Source organism: Pantoea sp. X-Soil-ISGK-285, from assembly GCF_059730815.1.
On the sequence record NZ_AP035938.1, the window covers coordinates 2,763,145 to 2,779,792 of the forward strand.

Sequence of the window (16,648 nt, forward strand, 5' to 3'; positions counted from 1 at the left end):
TCAGTTAACGGGTTGTAAGTCGACGCGCGCCATCATTGCGGCCAACTGAGTACGATCGGAAACGCCAACATTGCTCTGGCTGACGGCCATCGCCGCCACGGCAGTCGCAAGACGCAGCGTGTGTTCGCTGGATTCGCGCATCAGCAGGCCATAAATCAGGCCGCCAACCATTGAGTCGCCTGCACCCACGGTGCTGACCACTTCGCACACCGGCGGTTTAGCGATCCATTCGCCAGAAGCGTTGACCCACAGAGCGCCTTCTGCGCCCAGCGAAATCACCACATGGGCGATACCCTGCTCGCGCAGTTCGTGCGCAGCGCCAATCACATCCTGCAGGGTTGGCAGTTTGCGACCGGCCCAGATTTCCAGCTCACGTCGGTTAGGTTTAACCAGCCACGGTGCCGCCTTCAGTCCTGCCACCAGCGCCTCGCGGCTGCTGTCAAAGATGATGCATGGGCAGTGGGTGCGAAGTTCGGTCATCCAGCGGGTAAAGGCATCGTGGTCAACGCCCTCTGGCAGGCTACCGCTGACGCAGACCATATCGAACTGGCCCAGCCAGGTCAGAGAATCGGTAGTAAAACGATCCCAGTCCTGCGCCGTCACCTGAAAACCGGAGAAATTCAGATCGGTGACGTCACCGGTCTGTTCAGTGAGTTTGACGTTGATACGGGTACGGCCTGGCACGACATGGAAACGGTTGGCTATGCCCAGCTCACTGAACAACTGCTGGAAACCGTCCTGATTCTCTTTCCCCATGAAGCCACCGACGGTGACATCGATACCCAGATCCTTAAGTACTTTGGCTACGTTGATGCCCTTGCCCGCAGCATGCAGCCCGGTGGTTTTCACCAGGTTAACTTCGCCACGTTCAATTTCAGGGGTATATCCCACCAGGTCATACGCCGGATTCAGCGTAATGGTGGCGACGCGTCTGCTCATGATGCCCCCTCACCCAGACCACTGGTGATCGCTTCTTCAATCGCGTTCAGCGCCTGCTGTGCATCTTCACCGCTGGCGGTGAAGCGCAGGCGATGGCCTTTCTTCACGCCCAGCGCAACCACTTTCATCAGGCTACGGCCATTAGCGGGTTTGCCGCTGCCGTCGAGATTGGTCACGGTAATGTCGCTGTTGAACTGCTTGATCACGCTAACCAGCGCCGTGCCCGGACGGGCATGCAGGCCGTGTTCGTTGCGAATGGTAAATTCAGCCGTCAGCACGTCAGCCTGCTCATCGACTTCGCTGGTGAGCAGTGCGTAAACGCCCGCAGCATCCGCTTTCAACAGACGATCCGCTTTGCCCTGCTGCAGCAAGGCGCTGAGGTAACCCAACACTTCCAGCGGACGTTCATCGGTCGCCGAAACGCTGATTAACATAGCAGCCGATTCGCCCTGATGGTCGAAGGCATGTTCAGCGCGGCTGATAGCCACGCCGCTGCGCAGGTTGCCGAGGCTGCTGTCGCTGAGCCAGATGCCCTGACCCAGATTCAGCGGAGTCGTTGAAACCACGTCCGCGACGTAGCTGGCATCCACCACACCAGCGGACTGCAGCCGACCGGCGTTCATCGCCTGTAAGGTGATCAGATCGCTGGCAGCCACGTTGAGCGTGATTAATGAGGTGTCGAAGCTGAATTCAGCGGCTTGTTTCTCGCCCATCAGCAACGCACGAAGATCTTCAGCAGAGGCGGTTTTTAGCTGTTCTGCAATGGTGTCATCGCTCAGCACATGGGTCAGCTGACGCAGCAGCGCCAGATGTTCATCCGACTTAGCGGCAATCCCGATGGCAACATAGGCTGTCTGATCGTCACCCCAGGCAATGCCCTGCGGAAACTGGAAAACCTGAACGCCGGTTTTCAGCACCAGATCGCGGGTATCGGTGGTGCCATGAGGGATTGCGATGCCGTTGCCAAGAAAGGTTGAGGTCTGCTGTTCGCGCGCCAGCATCCCGTTGACGTACCCTTCGGTCACATTGCCCGCCGCGGTTAACGCGGCAGCAACCTGACGAATGGCCTCTTCTTTATTCTGGGCGCTGGCTCCGGTATGGATGGCCTGCAATTCGAGCTGGAACATAATTCTCCTCGCTTGCTGAGATTGAATCGTTTCAGCTAGTGGGAAAGATTTTACGCCATGCTGAGGAAAACAGATGGCGCAGTCACCGCTGAAACGTTTCAGGGATTGTGGTACAGCCGCTTTCACCAGGCAAGAAAATGCGCAAACGGCGTAGCAGATTTTTGACGTTACGCACATTTCGGGCAGGTTTAGCGGATTAACGGACGAACAGGCTGACGCTGCTGCTGTAAAGTGAGAATGGGTGGACCGAAAAACTTCAGCAGCGTCAGCGCCTCAGGGCGCGGTATCCGCTTCGGTTTACAGCAGATACGTTTGCAATTGGTGGATGCATTCTGCGCACGTCCTGATGCTGTACTTTCATGGGATCGCGCAGCGGTAGATGCAACCACTGAAATCAAAGCGGCGCTGGCTGCTGCCGGAACGCCCATTGGTCCCAACGACACCGCGATTGCCGGGCATGCCATTGCGGCCAGAGCTACTCTGGTGACCAATAACACACGCGAGTTTGAACGGGTACCCGGATTGCAGCTGGAAGAGTGGGTCAGCTAACCGCTGACGCGGGATTAAATCTAAGCGGTGGGAGGGTTCTCAGGCACGAGTGCTGGCTTCAAGCTCAATCAGGTAGGTCATGGCTGAAGTACGGTCTGTAAGACACATATCAACTGAAGGTTGCAGACTTCCGCATACTTTCGGCCTTAAAGCTGAACCGAAAATCATGCACAAATTTTCATCCGATAACTGAATGCATCGGACATTCGCGGGTTTACCCTGCGGCATTCCGGGGATGGGGCTGGAGATTGACGGCGCAATGCAGCAGGCTCCACAATCAATACGACACTGCATTAACACCTCTCACGCGACCTTCAGGATACAACAGACAGTAACAGAACCTCAGAGGGAGCGACACCACACCCTTCAGCTCTTAACTTCCTGCTTAAATCGTTCACTGTCACCCATGTCAGAAATCGGTGAAGAGATAGAGGGCGCTGTACCACAGGCACCGCCCTGGCTACGGCATTGCATGCTGTGCTCAGGCAGAGAAAGTCGCGGCGACAATAGCAGTCCGGGGCGGCAATTGCCATGAAAGCCGCGGCCTGAGACAAAATTTCACGCCGGTGATATTGCCAGTTTTCATCGGCGCGAGTAACGTTGCGCGCACTTCACTTTCAAGATAGCGAGAACAGCAATGCCAAAAGCCAATGAAATCAAAAAAGGGATGGCCGTCACGCACAACGGTAAACTGCTGCTGGTTAAAGATATTGATGTCCAGAGCCCCAGCGCACGCGGTGCCGCCACCCTGTATAAAATGCGCTTTACCGATGTCCGCACCGGTTTAAAAGTGGAAGAGCGCTTTAAAGGCGACGAGATTATTGATGCAATTTCGCTCAGCCGTCGCAGCGTGACCTTCTCTTATATAGATGGTGACGAATATATTTTTATGGATGATGAGGATTACACCCCCTACTCCTTTAAACAGGAGCAGATTGAAGAAGAGCTGCTGTTTATCCCTGAAGGCGGTATCCCTGGCATTCACGTGCTGACGATGGAAGGTCAGGTGCTGGCGCTGGAACTGCCACAAACCGTGGATATGGAGATTGTGGATACTTCACCAGGCATTAAAGGTGCTTCTGCCAGCGCTCGCACCAAACCCGCCGGTATGAGTACAGGCCTCTCGATTCAGGTACCGGAATACCTCAGCAACGGTGACCGCATCCGCATCCACATTGCTGAACGCCGCTATATGGGCCGTGCAGACTAAATCAGAAGCCTGCTGCCGATCGTGATAGTGTTATATTATTACATTATCACGTTATTCCCCGGCAGGAGTCACTCCCATGACACGCGTTAATCTGATTACCGGTTTTTTGGGCAGCGGCAAAACCACGCTGCTCTGCCATCTGCTGGCTGCCAGGCCGTCCGGGGAAAACTGGGCGGTGCTGGTTAATGAATTTGGTGAGATCGGGATCGACGGCGCCCTGCTGGCCGATAGCGGTGCCACGCTGAAAGAGATCCCCGGCGGCTGCCTGTGCTGTGTGAATGGCCTGCCGATGCAGGTCGGGCTGAATATGCTGCTGAAGAGTAAACCCGATCGGCTGCTGATCGAGCCAACCGGCCTGGGCCATCCTCGTCAGGTGCTGGAGATGTTGAGTGCGCCCGTCTATCAGTCGTGGCTGCAACTGAATGCCACACTAACGCTGCTGGATGCGCGTCAGCTGGCCAATCCTCGTATCGTTGCCAATGAAAACTTCCGCGATCAGCTGGCTGCCGCCGACCTTATTATCGCTAATAAGCGCGACTGCTGGGATCAGGCGGATCATCAGCGCCTGGCTGACTGGCAGCAGCAGATGCAGCCTGCGCGCCCTCTGATAGAGACAGAATTTGGTCAGATCCCCCTTTCCCTGCTGGATACACCCCGGCAACCGCGCGAGCTTCCCGTGCCGCAGCACCATCATTCGTCGGGTCCCACCAGCGGTCTGGCGGCGTTGCGACTGAATGGCGAGGCGCGCTGGCGTCGGGCGCTGAACCACGGACAGGGCTATAGCGCCTGCGGCTGGCTGTTTGATGGTGATACGCTGTTCGACAGCGGCATGCTGCTGGAATGGGTTCGGCAGGCGCCGGTAGATCGCGTTAAAGGAGTGATGCGCACGAAAGAAGGCGCTCTGCGCATCAATCGCCAGGCAAATGAGCTGCAGAGTGAAACACTCCCCTCACCGCCATCCGATAGCCGCATTGAGATCATTCATTCTCAACAGGCTGACTGGAATCGACTACAATCGGCATTGTTGAAGTGCCGTTTACGCTGACAGAGGTATTGTCGGCGGTTATTTTTAATAATAATGAGTTTAACTATGCGCGTAACTCGCCTTATTACTATCCTGCTGCTTAATGCACTGGGCGTGGTGCTATTTCTGTCATGGTATCTGCCCCCGGAACATGGCTTCTGGTTCGGCGTCGATAAATCTATTTTCTTTGGCTTCAATAGCCAGATGGTGACCCATCCGCTGTTCGCGCTGATCGTCGCTATCACGAATTACCGTGGTTTTGATGCGGTGTCATTGCTGGCGATGGGTCTGCTTTACCTGTCGATCTGGCGGCGCGAAACGCCACAGGCGCAGCGCCGGATGCTGGCAATCGGCATCACCATGCTGCTGACCGCCGTCGTTCTCAATCAGCTGGGCCATTTATTGCCGGTTAAACACTCCAGTCCGACACTGTTCTTCGAAAACGTGCATCGCGTCAGTGAACTGACCGGTATTCCCGCTAAAGATGCTTCAAAAGATAGCTTCCCTGGCGACCACGGTATGATGCTGATCATTTTCGCCTGCTTTATCTGGCGTTACTTTGGTTTCAGCCGCTTTTTAATTGCCACGGCTATTGTGGTGATATTTTCACTGCCACGCATCATGGCCGGTGCGCACTGGTTTACCGATGTTGCCGTCGGTTCAATGTCGGTGGTATTAGTGGGTCTGAGCTGGTGGCTATTAACGCCAGCCAGTGACGTATTGGTTAACTGGTTTTATCGCAAATTGCCGGGTAAATATAAGCCCGTGACGTAAATGTTAAGCGCGGGCGATTTAAACCCCTGGTTTGAACCGCCCGCGCTTATAAAAAACACCCCATCACTATTAGCCTGCTAATTAAATTCACGAAAAGAAAAGGTTATGACCCTGCTGGCAGGTTAAATAGTCGCCAATATCCTCTGTCAATAAAGAAAACTCTAAAAATAGCGGCTATGCCCCGAATTAGCCCCCCTTTAACTCCCTGTTCTCACCATCATTTGACCACAATTGTAGCTAAAGTAGTCAGTGTGTTACGGTTTGATTTCACATCAAAAAAACCTATATGAAATTGATTAAAAGCACTCGCCACGGCGTCTGTAATCAGTTAACCTCAGTCGCAGTGAGGCAAAAGCGGCAGAAAATTCGGATTTTTTACCGTTAAAATGTGTCCATTAACACATTTTAGTAATTAAGGATTTGTCTTAGTCTGTTTCGCTTATTAATCTCCCTGTTTTGTCATCTGGCTGGCGACAATCTTGTCGTAAGGAAATCGAAGGAAAACCCGAATAATGGTCAAGTCTCAACCAATACTGAGATATATCTTGCGGATCGTGCCCGCAGTGGCGCTGGCAACACTCCTCTCAGCTTGTAGCAGTACCCATAGCAGTCAAAACGCGAATAACGAGAATCATGAAGTTAACAACCACAATGGTTTTTTACTTCAGGCGTCTCAGGATGAGTTTGAAGAAATGGTGCGTAATGTCGACGTTAAGTCGCGCATCATGGAACAATACGCCGTCTGGAAAGGTGTGCGCTATCGCCTCGGTGGCGATACTAAACGCGGGATCGATTGTTCCGCCTTTGTACAACGCACCTTCCGCGATCAGTTTGGCTTAGAATTACCGCGTTCTACCTCTCAGCAGCAGGACACCGGTAAAGAGATTACCCGCAGTAAACTGCGTCCCGGCGATCTGGTGATGTTCCGTGCAGGCTCTACGGGCCGTCACGTTGGCATCTATCTTGGCAACGATAACTTCGTTCATGCCTCGACCAGCAGTGGCGTGATGATCTCCAGTCTGAATGATGATTACTGGAAAAAGCGCTACCGTGAAGGACGCCGTGTATTAAGTCGTAACCCGACCTGATAACCACTTTCGATCTTCTCTCAGCCAGAGAACATGAAACGCTGCTTATGCAGCGTTTTTTTTCGCCTTTAATCATTTTTACCAGCAGTTATATAAGATAAAAGCATTCTGACTCAGATTAATAGCAAGACATTTCCCGCCGTCTCGTTATATTCTCGGTCGCTTAAACCGAAGCCGTCGTGCGCAATAACATAATAATAATTTGATTAGGGGAAGCTCCTCATGCCACTGTCGGGGGCGCTACGGCGCCATGCCACCTATCCTCGCCGTATCGCATGGAGTAGTGCGATGGCTGGCGGCTTATTCTTTCTGTTATTTGCTGCACTCTCGCTTCACCAGACCTGGCAGAAGCGCGAACGACAGCATCAGCAACTGCTGGAGAGCAGCCGCACGGCATTGCAGCAAACGCTCTCCAGCCTGATTAACAGTACTCTCAGTCCCCTGCTTCCGTTTACCCACACTGCCTGCAATACCATCAATCGTGAACTCACCTCACGCGCCGCCTTTGCCGGAAATCTTCGTGCCATCCTGCTGGTTAAAGAAGGTAATGCCTTTTGCTCCTCGGCCACCGGCAGTTTTAATCTGCCGCTCAATGTAATTGCGCCCCTGAGTGATATTTCGCGAGATATCGATCTGCAGCTGATGCCGGGCACGCCGTTGCAGCCCAATAAACCGGCGCTGGCGTTGTGGATCAAAAATCCCGGCAGCCTGCAGTCAGGCGTTTTCGCGACGCTGAATATTACCCTGGCACCCTATCAGCTGCTGGCGTCCGGGCATCCGGAAATCACCGGTATGGCACTGGTGGCACAACGCAGTGCCTTAACCAGCTGGCAATCCGTCGTCATGCAGAATAAAAACCTGCCGACGCCGCTGCACCGGCAGGCGCTGACAGGCTATCCGCTGCAGTTTGTGTTGTACGGTTCCACTCTGGCGTTCAGCGATTATCAGAATATCCTGCTGAGCGGCCTGCTACTGTCGCTGCTGGTTTCAGGCGCTTGCTGGCTGCTGTTGTCGGTTTATCAGCGCCCTGGTAAAGAGCTGATTCGGGGCATGAAGCGCGGTGAATTTCACGTCGAATATCAGCCGCTGGTCACCTCCCATGATGGTCAGCCGTATGGGATGGAAGCGTTACTGCGCTGGACCCACCCGACGAAAGGCCCGATTCCGCCCGATGTGTTTATTCACTATGCCGAGGCGCAGAACCTGATTATTCCCCTGACCCGACATCTGTTTCAGCTGGTTTCCCGTGATGCCCACCTGCTGTGTCATACCATTCCCCGTCATGCCTGCCTCAGCCTCAACATTTCGCCCCTGCATCTGGCTGACAGCGGTTTCCGTCAGGATGTGCTGCGCTGGCTTGATACTATGCCTGCGGACCACTTTACTTACGTGTTTGAGATCACCGAGCGAGCCATGGTGCGCGACGAAAACGTTGGAGAACTGTTTGACTGGCTGCATCAGCAGCAGATCCATATCGCCATTGATGATTTCGGTACCGGTCACAGCGCGCTGATCTATCTGGAACGTTATGACTTTGATTATCTGAAAATCGATCGCGGTTTTGTTCAGAGCATCGGTACGGATAGCCTGACCTCGCCGGTGCTCGATACCGTGCTGCAGCTGGCGAAGAAGCTGAACCTGAAAAGTGTGGCCGAAGGGGTAGAAACCGGCGAGCAGGCTGCCTGGCTGATTAACCGCGGTGTGACCCATCTGCAGGGTTACATCTTTAGCCGTCCGCTGCGGCCGGAAACGCTGATAGACTATTTCCGGCGTCATAACGCCTGACACTACCTGGCCCAATCGCGCCAGACATCTGACAGGAGAGTGCATGCTGCTTCGTTCCGGACTTCTGCTGCTGTGCAGCCTGCTCAGCGCCCCGCTGCTGGCGGCCTCTGTCCAGCAAAGCTACGCGTTCACCCAGGCCGGTGAAGCGAAATATCCGCCCGGCTTCAGCCATTACGACTACGCCGATCCCCGCGCACCCAAAGGCGGCAGCATCACCATGGCGGTAGTGGGCACTTACGACAACTTCAACCGCTACGCTTCTCGCGGTAATCCGGGCATTAACACCGGCACGCTTTATGATGGGCTTTACACCAGCTCAGACGATGAACCTGGCAGTTATTATCCGCTGATTGCCGAGTCAGCGCGCTACGCCAGCGATTTTACATGGATTGAGATCCGCCTTAATCCCCGCGCCCGTTTTCAGAATGGCACACCCATCACCGCCCGCGACGTGGCGTTCACCTATCAGAAATTCATGACCGAGGGCGTGCCTCAATTTCGCGTCGCCTACCGTGGTGTGACCGTTAAAGCGCTGAACGATCTCACTGTACGCATCGAGGCACAGAAGCCGGATAAAGATCTGCTGCTTGGCTTACTGACGCTGCCGGTTATCGCAGAGTCGTTCTGGCGCGATAAGAAGTTTAATGAGCCGTTAAGCGAGCCACCCTTGTCGAGCGGACCCTATCGCATCACTCGCTGGAAGCTGGGACAGTTTATTGAGTTCAGCCGGGTAAAAGATTACTGGGCCGCTGATCTGCCGGTCAATCGCGGACGCTTTAATTTTGATCGAATGCGCTATGACTACTATCTGGATGACAATGTGGCATTTGAAGCCTTCAAGGCGGGTGCTTACGATCTGCGTGAAGAGACATCGGCAAAGAAATGGGCCACTCAGTATCGTGGCCGCAATTTTGACGATGGCAGCATCGTTAAAGAGACCACGCCTAACGATGCCGCTATCGATACCCGCTGGCTGGCATTCAACAATGAAAAACCGCTGTTCCAGGATCGCCGCGTGCGTCAGGCGCTGTCACTGATGTTCGATTTCGAGTGGATGAACAAGGCGCTCTATTACGGTGCCTGGCAGCGCGCCAGCAGCTATTTCCAGAACACGGCGTATGCGGCCAGTGGCGTGCCGGATGCACAGCAGCAGGCCCTGCTTGAACCCTGGCGCGCGCAACTGCCACCTGAGCTGTTCAGCCAGCCTTATCAGCCACATAAAACCGACGGCAGCGGCTATGACCGCGCCAGCCTGTTAAAAGCGTCCGACCTGCTGAAACAGGCGGGCTGGCAGATAAAAAATCGCCGTCTGGTCAATGATAAAACCGGTCAGCCGTTTACCATAGAACTCCTGCTGCGCGGTGGCACCAATACCGACTGGGCGTTACCATTCCAGCACAATCTTTCCCGGCTTGGCATTACGCTAAACCTGCGGCAGATCGACAACTCACAGTATCTGCGGCGCTGGCGCGAAGGCGACTATGACATGATTGCCACGGTCTATGGGGCAATGCCGATCCCGACCTCCAGTCTGCAGATCCTGTGGCAGTCTGACTTTATCGCCTCGTCGTGGAATACCGCGCGGGTCAAAGAGCCTTTAGTCGATCATTTCGTGAAACAGATTGTGGCGCATCAGGGTGATCCCGCCGCGCTGCGGCCGCTGGCCCAGGCGCTGGACCGGGTGCTGCTGTGGAATGCGTATATGATCCCGATGTGGTACAACGCAGAGCAGCGGTTGGCGTACTGGGATAAGTTTTCTCACCCTGCCGGCAAGCCAGCCTACAGCGTCGGACTGGAAAACTGGTGGTACGACACAAACAAAGCCGGACGCCTGCCGGCCAGCAAACGCTAAGGAGATCACCGTTGGCCGCTTACTTTCTGCGCAGATTGCTGCTGATCATCCCGACGTTATGGGCGATCATCACGCTTAATTTTTTTATCGTGCAAATCGCGCCCGGGGGACCGGTCGATCAGGCGCTGGCTAACATTCAGTTTGGTCAGACAACCGGTCTGCCCGGCAGTGGTGCAGACAGCGCCGGTTCACGCGCCAGCGTCAGTCATCTCAATCCTGCCGATAATCAGTACCGGGGCGCACGCGGGCTGGATCCCGAAGTCATTGCTGAGATTAAACAGCGTTACGGTTTCGATAAACCTCTCTGGCAGCGTTACGGCGAGATGCTGTGGAATTACCTGCGTCTGGATTTTGGCGACAGCCTGTTTCGCAGTGCCTCGGTGATCGGGCTGATCAAAGAGAGCCTGCCGGTTTCGATCAGTCTGGGATTATGGAGCACACTGATTATCTACCTGGTGTCGATCCCGCTGGGCATCCGCAAAGCGGTGCGCAATGGCAGCGCTTTTGATGTCTGGAGCAGCGCTTTTATTATCATTGGCTACTCCATCCCGGCTTTTCTGTTTGGCATCATGTTAATCGTGCTGTTTGCGGGTGGCAGCTATCTGGACTGGTTTCCACTGCGCGGCCTCACCTCTGCGCAGCACGACACACTGCCCTGGTATGGCAAAGTGCTGGACTACTTCTGGCATATCGCCCTGCCGGTGCTGGCGACGGTGATCGGCGGCTTCGCCACGCTGACCATGCTGACGAAAAACGCGTTTCTGGATGAGATCCGCAAGCTCTATGTGGTGACTGCGCGCGCCAAAGGGGTGCCGGAGCGCCGTATTCTCTATCACCATGTGTTTCGCAATGCGATGCTGCTGGTGATCGCCAGCTTCCCCGCCACCTTTATCAGCATGTTCTTTACCAGTTCAGTGCTGATCGAGGTCATGTTCTCGCTCAACGGGCTTGGACTACTCGGCTATGATGCGACTCTGCAACGTGACTATCCGGTGATGTTTGGCACGCTCTATATTTTTACGCTGATAGGTTTGCTGATGAATATTCTCAGTGATCTCACCTATACGCTGGTCGATCCGCGCATCGATTTCGGGAGCCGCTCATGAGGCTCTCTCCGCTGAATCAACAGCGCTGGCAGCGCTTTCGCCATAACCGACGCGGCTACTGGTCGCTGTGGATCTTTCTGATCATCTTTCTGCTGTCGATGGGTGCCGAACTGATTGCCAATGACAAGCCACTGCTGGTGCATTACCAGCAGCGCTGGACAGTGCCGCTGCTGTTTGACTACAGCGAAACCGACTATGGCGGCGCACTGGCGACAGCGGCGGATTATCAGGATCCCTGGCTGCGGCAGCGCATTGAGCAGAATGGCTGGGCCATATGGGCACCGATTCGTTTCAGCGACAGCACTATCAACTTTGCCACCGAGGTGCCCTTCCCCTCTCCGCCCTCTGCGCAGAACTGGCTTGGCACGGATGCTAACGGCGGCGACGTGATGGCACGCCTGCTCTATGGCACGCGCATTTCTCTGCTGTTCGGACTGATGCTGACGCTCTTCTCCAGCGTCATCGGGATTGTGGTCGGCGCGGTGCAGGGCTATTTCGGCGGCCGGATTGACCTGATTGGGCAGCGGCTGATTGAAGTCTGGTCCGGCATGCCTGCGCTGTTTCTGCTGATTCTCCTCTCCAGCGTGATCCAGCCGGGTTTCTGGTGGCTGCTGCTGGTCACCGTGGCTTTCGGCTGGATGAGCCTGGTCAGCGTGGTCCGGGCCGAGTTTCTGCGTACCCGAAACTTTGATTACATCCGTGCGGCGCAGGCGCTGGGGGTCAGCGACGGCCGGATTATGCTGCGCCACATGCTGCCAAATGCCATGGTCGCCACCCTGACCTTTCTGCCGTTTATTCTGTGCGGATCGATTACCACGCTGACCTCACTCGACTTTCTCGGCTTTGGCCTGCCGCTGGGTTCGCCCTCGCTGGGCGAGTTACTGCTGCAGGGCAAAAATAACCTGCAGGCACCCTGGTTAGGCCTGGCGGGCTTTTTCACCCTGGCGATCCTGCTTTCGCTGCTGATTTTTATTGGCGAAGCGGTACGCGACGCTTTTGATCCGGGCAAAGGAGCCTGAATGAACACGCCATTGCTTGCCATCAATCATCTCTCGGTCGCCTTTCGTCAGGGCGAGACGCTTCGCCAGGTGGTGAATGACGTTTCACTGCGCATTGACGCGGGCGAAACGCTGGCGCTGGTGGGCGAGTCGGGTTCCGGTAAGAGCGTCACGGCACTGTCGGTGATGCGACTGCTGCATGAGGCTGCGGTGGCTTATCCCAGCGGGGAGATTCTGTTTAACGGTGAAGATCTGCTGCGCGCACGTGAGCAGCGCCTGCGCGGGATTCGCGGCAACCAGATCGCGATGATTTTTCAGGAGCCGATGGTATCGCTTAATCCGCTGCACACCGTGGAGAAGCAGCTGTATGAAGTACTGTCGCTGCATCGCGGGCTGCGTCGTCCGGCGGCACGCGGTGAAATTCTCAGCGTGCTTGATCGGGTCGGGATACGGCAGCCCGCCACCCGGCTCAATGATTTCCCCCACCAGCTCTCGGGTGGGGAACGTCAGCGGGTGATGATCGCTATGGCATTGCTGACCGAGCCTCAGCTGCTGATTGCCGATGAGCCAACCACCGCGCTGGATGTGACGGTGCAGGCGCAGATCCTGACGCTGCTTCGTGAACTGCAGCGGGAGCTGAATATGGGCATGCTGTTTATCACCCATAACCTGAATATCGTGCGTCAGCTGGCGGATAACGTTAGCGTGATGCGCAATGGTCACATCGTCGAACAGAACCGCTGCCAGGTCCTGCTGAATCAGCCGCAACACCCTTACAGCCAGCAGTTGCTGGCCGCCGAACCGGAAGGAAAAGCGCTGCCGCTGCCCGCAGACGCGCCGGTCATTCTTCGGGTCGATAATCTTCAGGTCAGCTTTCCGCTGCGGCGCGGGCTGTTCCGCCGGCAGACCGGTGAGAAACAGGTGCTCTCCGGGCTGAGCTTTAGCCTGCGGCGCGGCGAAAGTCTGGGGCTGGTGGGTGAGTCCGGATCAGGTAAAAGCACTACCGGGCTGGCACTGCTGCGGCTGATTGCCTCACGCGGCGAAGTCTGGTTTGACGGCCAGCCGCTGCATCAGCTGTCACGTCGTCAGTTATTGCCGCTGCGTCAGCGCATTCAGGTGGTGTTCCAGGATCCCAACTCTTCACTGAATCCGCGTATGACAGTGCAGCAGATCATTGCGGAAGGCCTGGCGGTGCATCAGCCCGAACTTAGCCGTGCGCAACAGGAGCAGCGGGTCATCGCGGTGATGGCGGAGGTGGGGCTTGAAGCGGAAAGTCGCCACCGTTATCCGGCCGAATTTTCGGGCGGTCAGCGACAGCGTATTGCCATTGCGCGTGCACTGATTCTGGAACCGGAGTTGCTGGTGCTGGATGAACCGACCTCATCGCTGGATCGCACGGTGCAGAAGCAGATTCTGACGCTGTTGCGCCGCTTACAGCAGCAGCGGCAGCTCAGCTATCTGTTTATCAGTCACGATCTGGATGTGGTGCGCGCCCTGTGCCATCAGCTTATTGTGCTGCGTCAGGGAGAAGTGGTGGAACAGGGAGAGTGTGAAAGGTTGTTTGCTTCACCCGCGGCCGGGTATACCCGCGAGCTGCTGCAGTCGGCACAACTCAACCTGCGATAAAGGTTTCGGCAATCGCTACGCCCTGATTTTTCAGGCAGCAGTTGGTGGCGCTTTCGTCACGACGCTGAATGAACAGGCAGGGCTGTCCTTCGCACTCGGCCACTTTACAATCGACCTGAATATCCGCCAGAACCTCTTTTAGCTGCTGAAGGATCTCCCACGCCGGAATGCCGTCATGGCTGATCAATCGCAGCGCAACGAAATCCTGCTCGTCCAGCGTGGTGTCATCGGATTCGATAGCACTGTGGTGATCGCTGGCCCAGCGAAAATGCTGTGGCAGACGATGCACAATCGAAAGTTGCAGCATAGTTTACTCTCCCCGGATGAGTTTATGTCGCAACACAAAGCAGCCCAGCTGGAAGCGGCCTGATAACCGCTGAGTCCGGACAGGGTTTAATGGCCCGTCCGTGTGGATTGCAGAAGCGCATTTTTTGCGACTCACATCGCACTTCAGCCTAGATGTACCGCGTTCACACGCCGTTAACAATCATTTTAGCTGCATTGTGATTACTTTTTTAACTAAATATTTTCACAATATCGAAACAAAGTCAGGAGGCGTGCAAGTCGGCAGGTCATTGCAGAGGGAAACCACTGCGCCCGATTACCGGGACGCAGTGCGGGGACGTGAAGCGTAGAAAAAGAGCAGCAGAGAGATTGTCGCGCACAGTGCAATCGTGCCGACCATTGGCCAGGCGCTGTTGAAACTCACCAGCGACAGCAGCGCGCCGACAAATGCCCCGACGCCAAAACGCAGGGTGCCCGCCAGGGACGATGCCGTACCCGCCATATGCGGAAACTCATCCAGAATCACCGCCATCGCATTCGATGAGACCATCGACACGCAACCGATAAACATCGCGATCCCCATCACCAGCGGCAAAAAGCCGAGGCTGAAGGCGCTGACCAGCAGCAGCCAGATCCCCATACAGAACTGTATCAGCAGTCCCATCCGGAACATCGCCACCGGGCCAAAGCGGCGCACGGCGCGGCTGTTAATCAGCGTCAGGACAAACAGAAACACCACATTGAGGCCAAAGTAGTAGCCAAAGTTTTGCGGTGAAACGTGGTTCAGTTCGATGTAAACAAAGGGACCGGCATTGAGAAAGGTAAACAGCCCGGCAAAGGAAAAACCGCTCGACAGCATGTAACTGAACGCGCGCTTGTGGCGAAACAGCGTTACGAAATTGCCCAGCGTAGTACGCAGATGAAACCGCTGTCGCTGCTCCGGCTTCAGGGTTTCACGGATCTGCGTGGTCACCAGCACGGTCGTCACTAATGCCGCGCCCGCGAGCGCCCAGAAGATGGCGTGCCAGCTCCAGAGCACCAGCAGCCAGCCGCCGATGATCGGCGCCAGCAGCGGCGCAATGGTGGTAATCAGCATCACAAAGGACATCATGCGGGAGAAGTCCTCTTTCGAGTAACTGTCACGCATTAACGCATTGATCACCACACTGGCTGCGGCAGCCGACAGTCCATGCAGAAAGCGCATCGTAATCAGCTGATCGATGGTTTGCGACAGCGCACAGGCCGCGGCGGCGCAGGCAAAGATCAGGGTGCCGAGCGCAATCACCGGCTTACGCCCATAGCTGTCTGCCAGCGGCCCATAGATCAGCTGCCCAATCGCGAAGCCAAGAATGTAGAGGTTGAGCGACATCTGCACGCTACCGGCTGAAACGCCGAACTCACGTGCAATCTGCGGCATGGCGGGCAGATACATGTCGATCGACAACGGCATCAGCATGGCTAACAGACCGAGGATGACCACCAGTCCTGTTGGCGAATTCTTTTCCTTACGCACACCCTCTCCTGCCCTTATGGTCGTAATGCGGGCCGCCGGGCCCGTCCGGTTATTTTGTCTGCAGCTCTTTCGGCAGACCGATGCTGGCGATCTCTTCTTCGGTCAGCGCACGATATTCGCCCGGTTCCAGATCGGCGTCCAGTACGATGTCACCGATGCGCTCGCGATGCAGCTCAAGGACCCGATTGCCGACTGCCGCAAACATCCGTTTTACCTGATGATAACGACCTTCGCTCAGTGTCAGCCGGACGTCTGTCGGGGTGATCACCTCCAGCTGTGCCGGTTTAGTCAGGCTCTTCTCATTGTGCAGCTGCACGCCCGCCGTAAACTGTGCGGCGGTATCGTCACTGACCGGCGATTCCAGGGTCACACGGTAGGTTTTCTCGCAGTGATGACGTGGCGAGGTAATACGGTGTGACCACTGGCCATCATCTGTCAGCAGCACCAGTCCGGTGGTGTCGATATCAAGACGCCCCGCCGCGTGCAGTTTGAATGACATCGGTTCTTCAATGAAATAGATGATGGTGGGATGATCGGGATCGTCGGTTGAGCAGACGTAACCCTGCGGTTTGTTCAGCATAAAGTAGCGTGGACCGGTCTGCATCTGCAGTACGTTGCCGTCATAGACGACTTCGTGGTCGGGCAGCAGTTTAAACGCGGTATCGCGTACGATTTCCCCGTTAACGGTGACACGCTGGCCACGGATCTCGCGATGGGCGATGGCGCGGCTGATTTCCAGTTGCTGAGAGATGAATTTGTCGAGTCGCATGAA

The 16,648-nt window shown here is 55.7% G+C and carries 15 protein-coding genes and 1 pseudogene; 10 read left to right on the plus strand and 6 right to left on the minus strand.

Translation table 11 applies throughout. The features are described 5' to 3' along the window. Together fruK and fruB are read right to left on the minus strand one after the other, a co-directional pair. Window positions 1-939, minus strand: a complete 939-nt coding sequence (gene fruK / locus AC6I8B_RS13130; protein WP_010248301.1) for a 1-phosphofructokinase — start codon at window positions 937-939, stop codon at window positions 1-3. Further along, window positions 936-2,066: a fused PTS fructose transporter subunit IIA/HPr protein gene (gene fruB / locus AC6I8B_RS13135; RefSeq protein WP_033758445.1), complete on the minus strand. Its 1,131-nt coding sequence runs from the start codon at window positions 2,064-2,066 to the stop codon at window positions 936-938. Before fruB ends, fruK begins: the two co-directional genes overlap by 4 nt. 312 nt (window positions 2,067-2,378) lie before the next feature. On the opposite strand from fruB, the pseudogene AC6I8B_RS13140 reads away from it, so the two are divergent. Further along, window positions 2,379-2,615 (plus strand): annotated as a pseudogene (locus AC6I8B_RS13140) (PIN domain-containing protein); the annotation flags it as partial. Between the two features lie 39 nt (window positions 2,616-2,654). Here the strand turns inward: AC6I8B_RS13140 and AC6I8B_RS13145 are convergent. Then, window positions 2,655-2,909 carry a YkgJ family cysteine cluster protein gene (locus AC6I8B_RS13145; RefSeq protein WP_010248308.1) on the minus strand — a complete coding sequence of 85 codons (255 nt, stop codon included), beginning with the start codon at window positions 2,907-2,909 and terminating at the stop codon, window positions 2,655-2,657. Between the two features lie 343 nt (window positions 2,910-3,252). Between AC6I8B_RS13145 and yeiP the strand changes: the two genes are divergently transcribed. From yeiP to yejF, 9 genes are all read left to right on the plus strand, one after another. Further along, window positions 3,253-3,825 (plus strand): elongation factor P-like protein YeiP, encoded by a 573-nt coding sequence (gene yeiP, locus AC6I8B_RS13150; protein WP_003854146.1) that lies wholly within the window; start codon window positions 3,253-3,255, stop codon window positions 3,823-3,825. A gap of 76 nt (window positions 3,826-3,901) precedes the next feature. Further along, window positions 3,902-4,870, plus strand: coding sequence for a CobW family GTP-binding protein (locus AC6I8B_RS13155; RefSeq protein ID WP_256844606.1), 969 nt, complete (start codon window positions 3,902-3,904; stop codon window positions 4,868-4,870). Between the two features lie 45 nt (window positions 4,871-4,915). Beyond that, window positions 4,916-5,623 (plus strand): phosphatase PAP2 family protein, encoded by a 708-nt coding sequence (locus AC6I8B_RS13160; RefSeq protein WP_010671014.1) that lies wholly within the window; start codon window positions 4,916-4,918, stop codon window positions 5,621-5,623. 512 nt (window positions 5,624-6,135) lie between these two features. Next, on the plus strand, window positions 6,136-6,711 hold the full coding sequence (gene mepS, locus AC6I8B_RS13165) for a bifunctional murein DD-endopeptidase/murein LD-carboxypeptidase (protein WP_010248316.1): 576 nt from the start codon (window positions 6,136-6,138) through the stop codon (window positions 6,709-6,711). A 222-nt stretch (window positions 6,712-6,933) separates the two neighbouring features. Next, window positions 6,934-8,496 (plus strand): cyclic di-3',5'-guanosine monophosphate phosphodiesterase PdeN, encoded by a 1,563-nt coding sequence (pdeN, locus tag AC6I8B_RS13170; protein ID WP_497817459.1) that lies wholly within the window; start codon window positions 6,934-6,936, stop codon window positions 8,494-8,496. 43 nt (window positions 8,497-8,539) lie between these two features. Next, window positions 8,540-10,348, plus strand: a complete 1,809-nt coding sequence (locus tag AC6I8B_RS13175) for an extracellular solute-binding protein (protein WP_497817460.1) — start codon at window positions 8,540-8,542, stop codon at window positions 10,346-10,348. 11 nt (window positions 10,349-10,359) lie between these two features. Continuing rightward, complete coding sequence (locus AC6I8B_RS13180; protein ID WP_010248326.1) at window positions 10,360-11,454, plus strand: microcin C ABC transporter permease YejB; 1,095 nt, start codon at window positions 10,360-10,362, stop codon at window positions 11,452-11,454. Continuing rightward, complete coding sequence (locus AC6I8B_RS13185; RefSeq protein WP_022625052.1) at window positions 11,451-12,473, plus strand: ABC transporter permease; 1,023 nt, start codon at window positions 11,451-11,453, stop codon at window positions 12,471-12,473. Before AC6I8B_RS13180 ends, AC6I8B_RS13185 begins: the two co-directional genes overlap by 4 nt. Then, window positions 12,474-14,078, plus strand: a complete 1,605-nt coding sequence (yejF, locus tag AC6I8B_RS13190; RefSeq protein WP_346528152.1) for a microcin C ABC transporter ATP-binding protein YejF — start codon at window positions 12,474-12,476, stop codon at window positions 14,076-14,078. Here yejF and AC6I8B_RS13195 read toward each other — a convergent pair. The 3 genes from AC6I8B_RS13195 to rsuA all read right to left on the minus strand — a co-directional run bounded on the left by AC6I8B_RS13195 (window position 14,065) and on the right by rsuA (window position 16,645). Then, the gene (locus tag AC6I8B_RS13195; protein ID WP_010248336.1) at window positions 14,065-14,385 is read right to left on the minus strand and encodes a YejG family protein; all 321 of its coding nucleotides are present in this window, start codon (window positions 14,383-14,385) and stop codon (window positions 14,065-14,067) included. The two genes, yejF and AC6I8B_RS13195, sit on opposite strands and share 14 nt — an antisense overlap. Before the next feature lie 294 nt (window positions 14,386-14,679). Then, window positions 14,680-15,876: a Bcr/CflA family multidrug efflux MFS transporter gene (locus AC6I8B_RS13200; protein WP_010248339.1), complete on the minus strand. Its 1,197-nt coding sequence runs from the start codon at window positions 15,874-15,876 to the stop codon at window positions 14,680-14,682. Between the two features lie 49 nt (window positions 15,877-15,925). Continuing rightward, complete coding sequence (gene rsuA, locus AC6I8B_RS13205; RefSeq protein ID WP_010248342.1) at window positions 15,926-16,645, minus strand: 16S rRNA pseudouridine(516) synthase RsuA; 720 nt, start codon at window positions 16,643-16,645, stop codon at window positions 15,926-15,928. Between the last annotated feature and the right edge of the window lie 3 nt (window positions 16,646-16,648).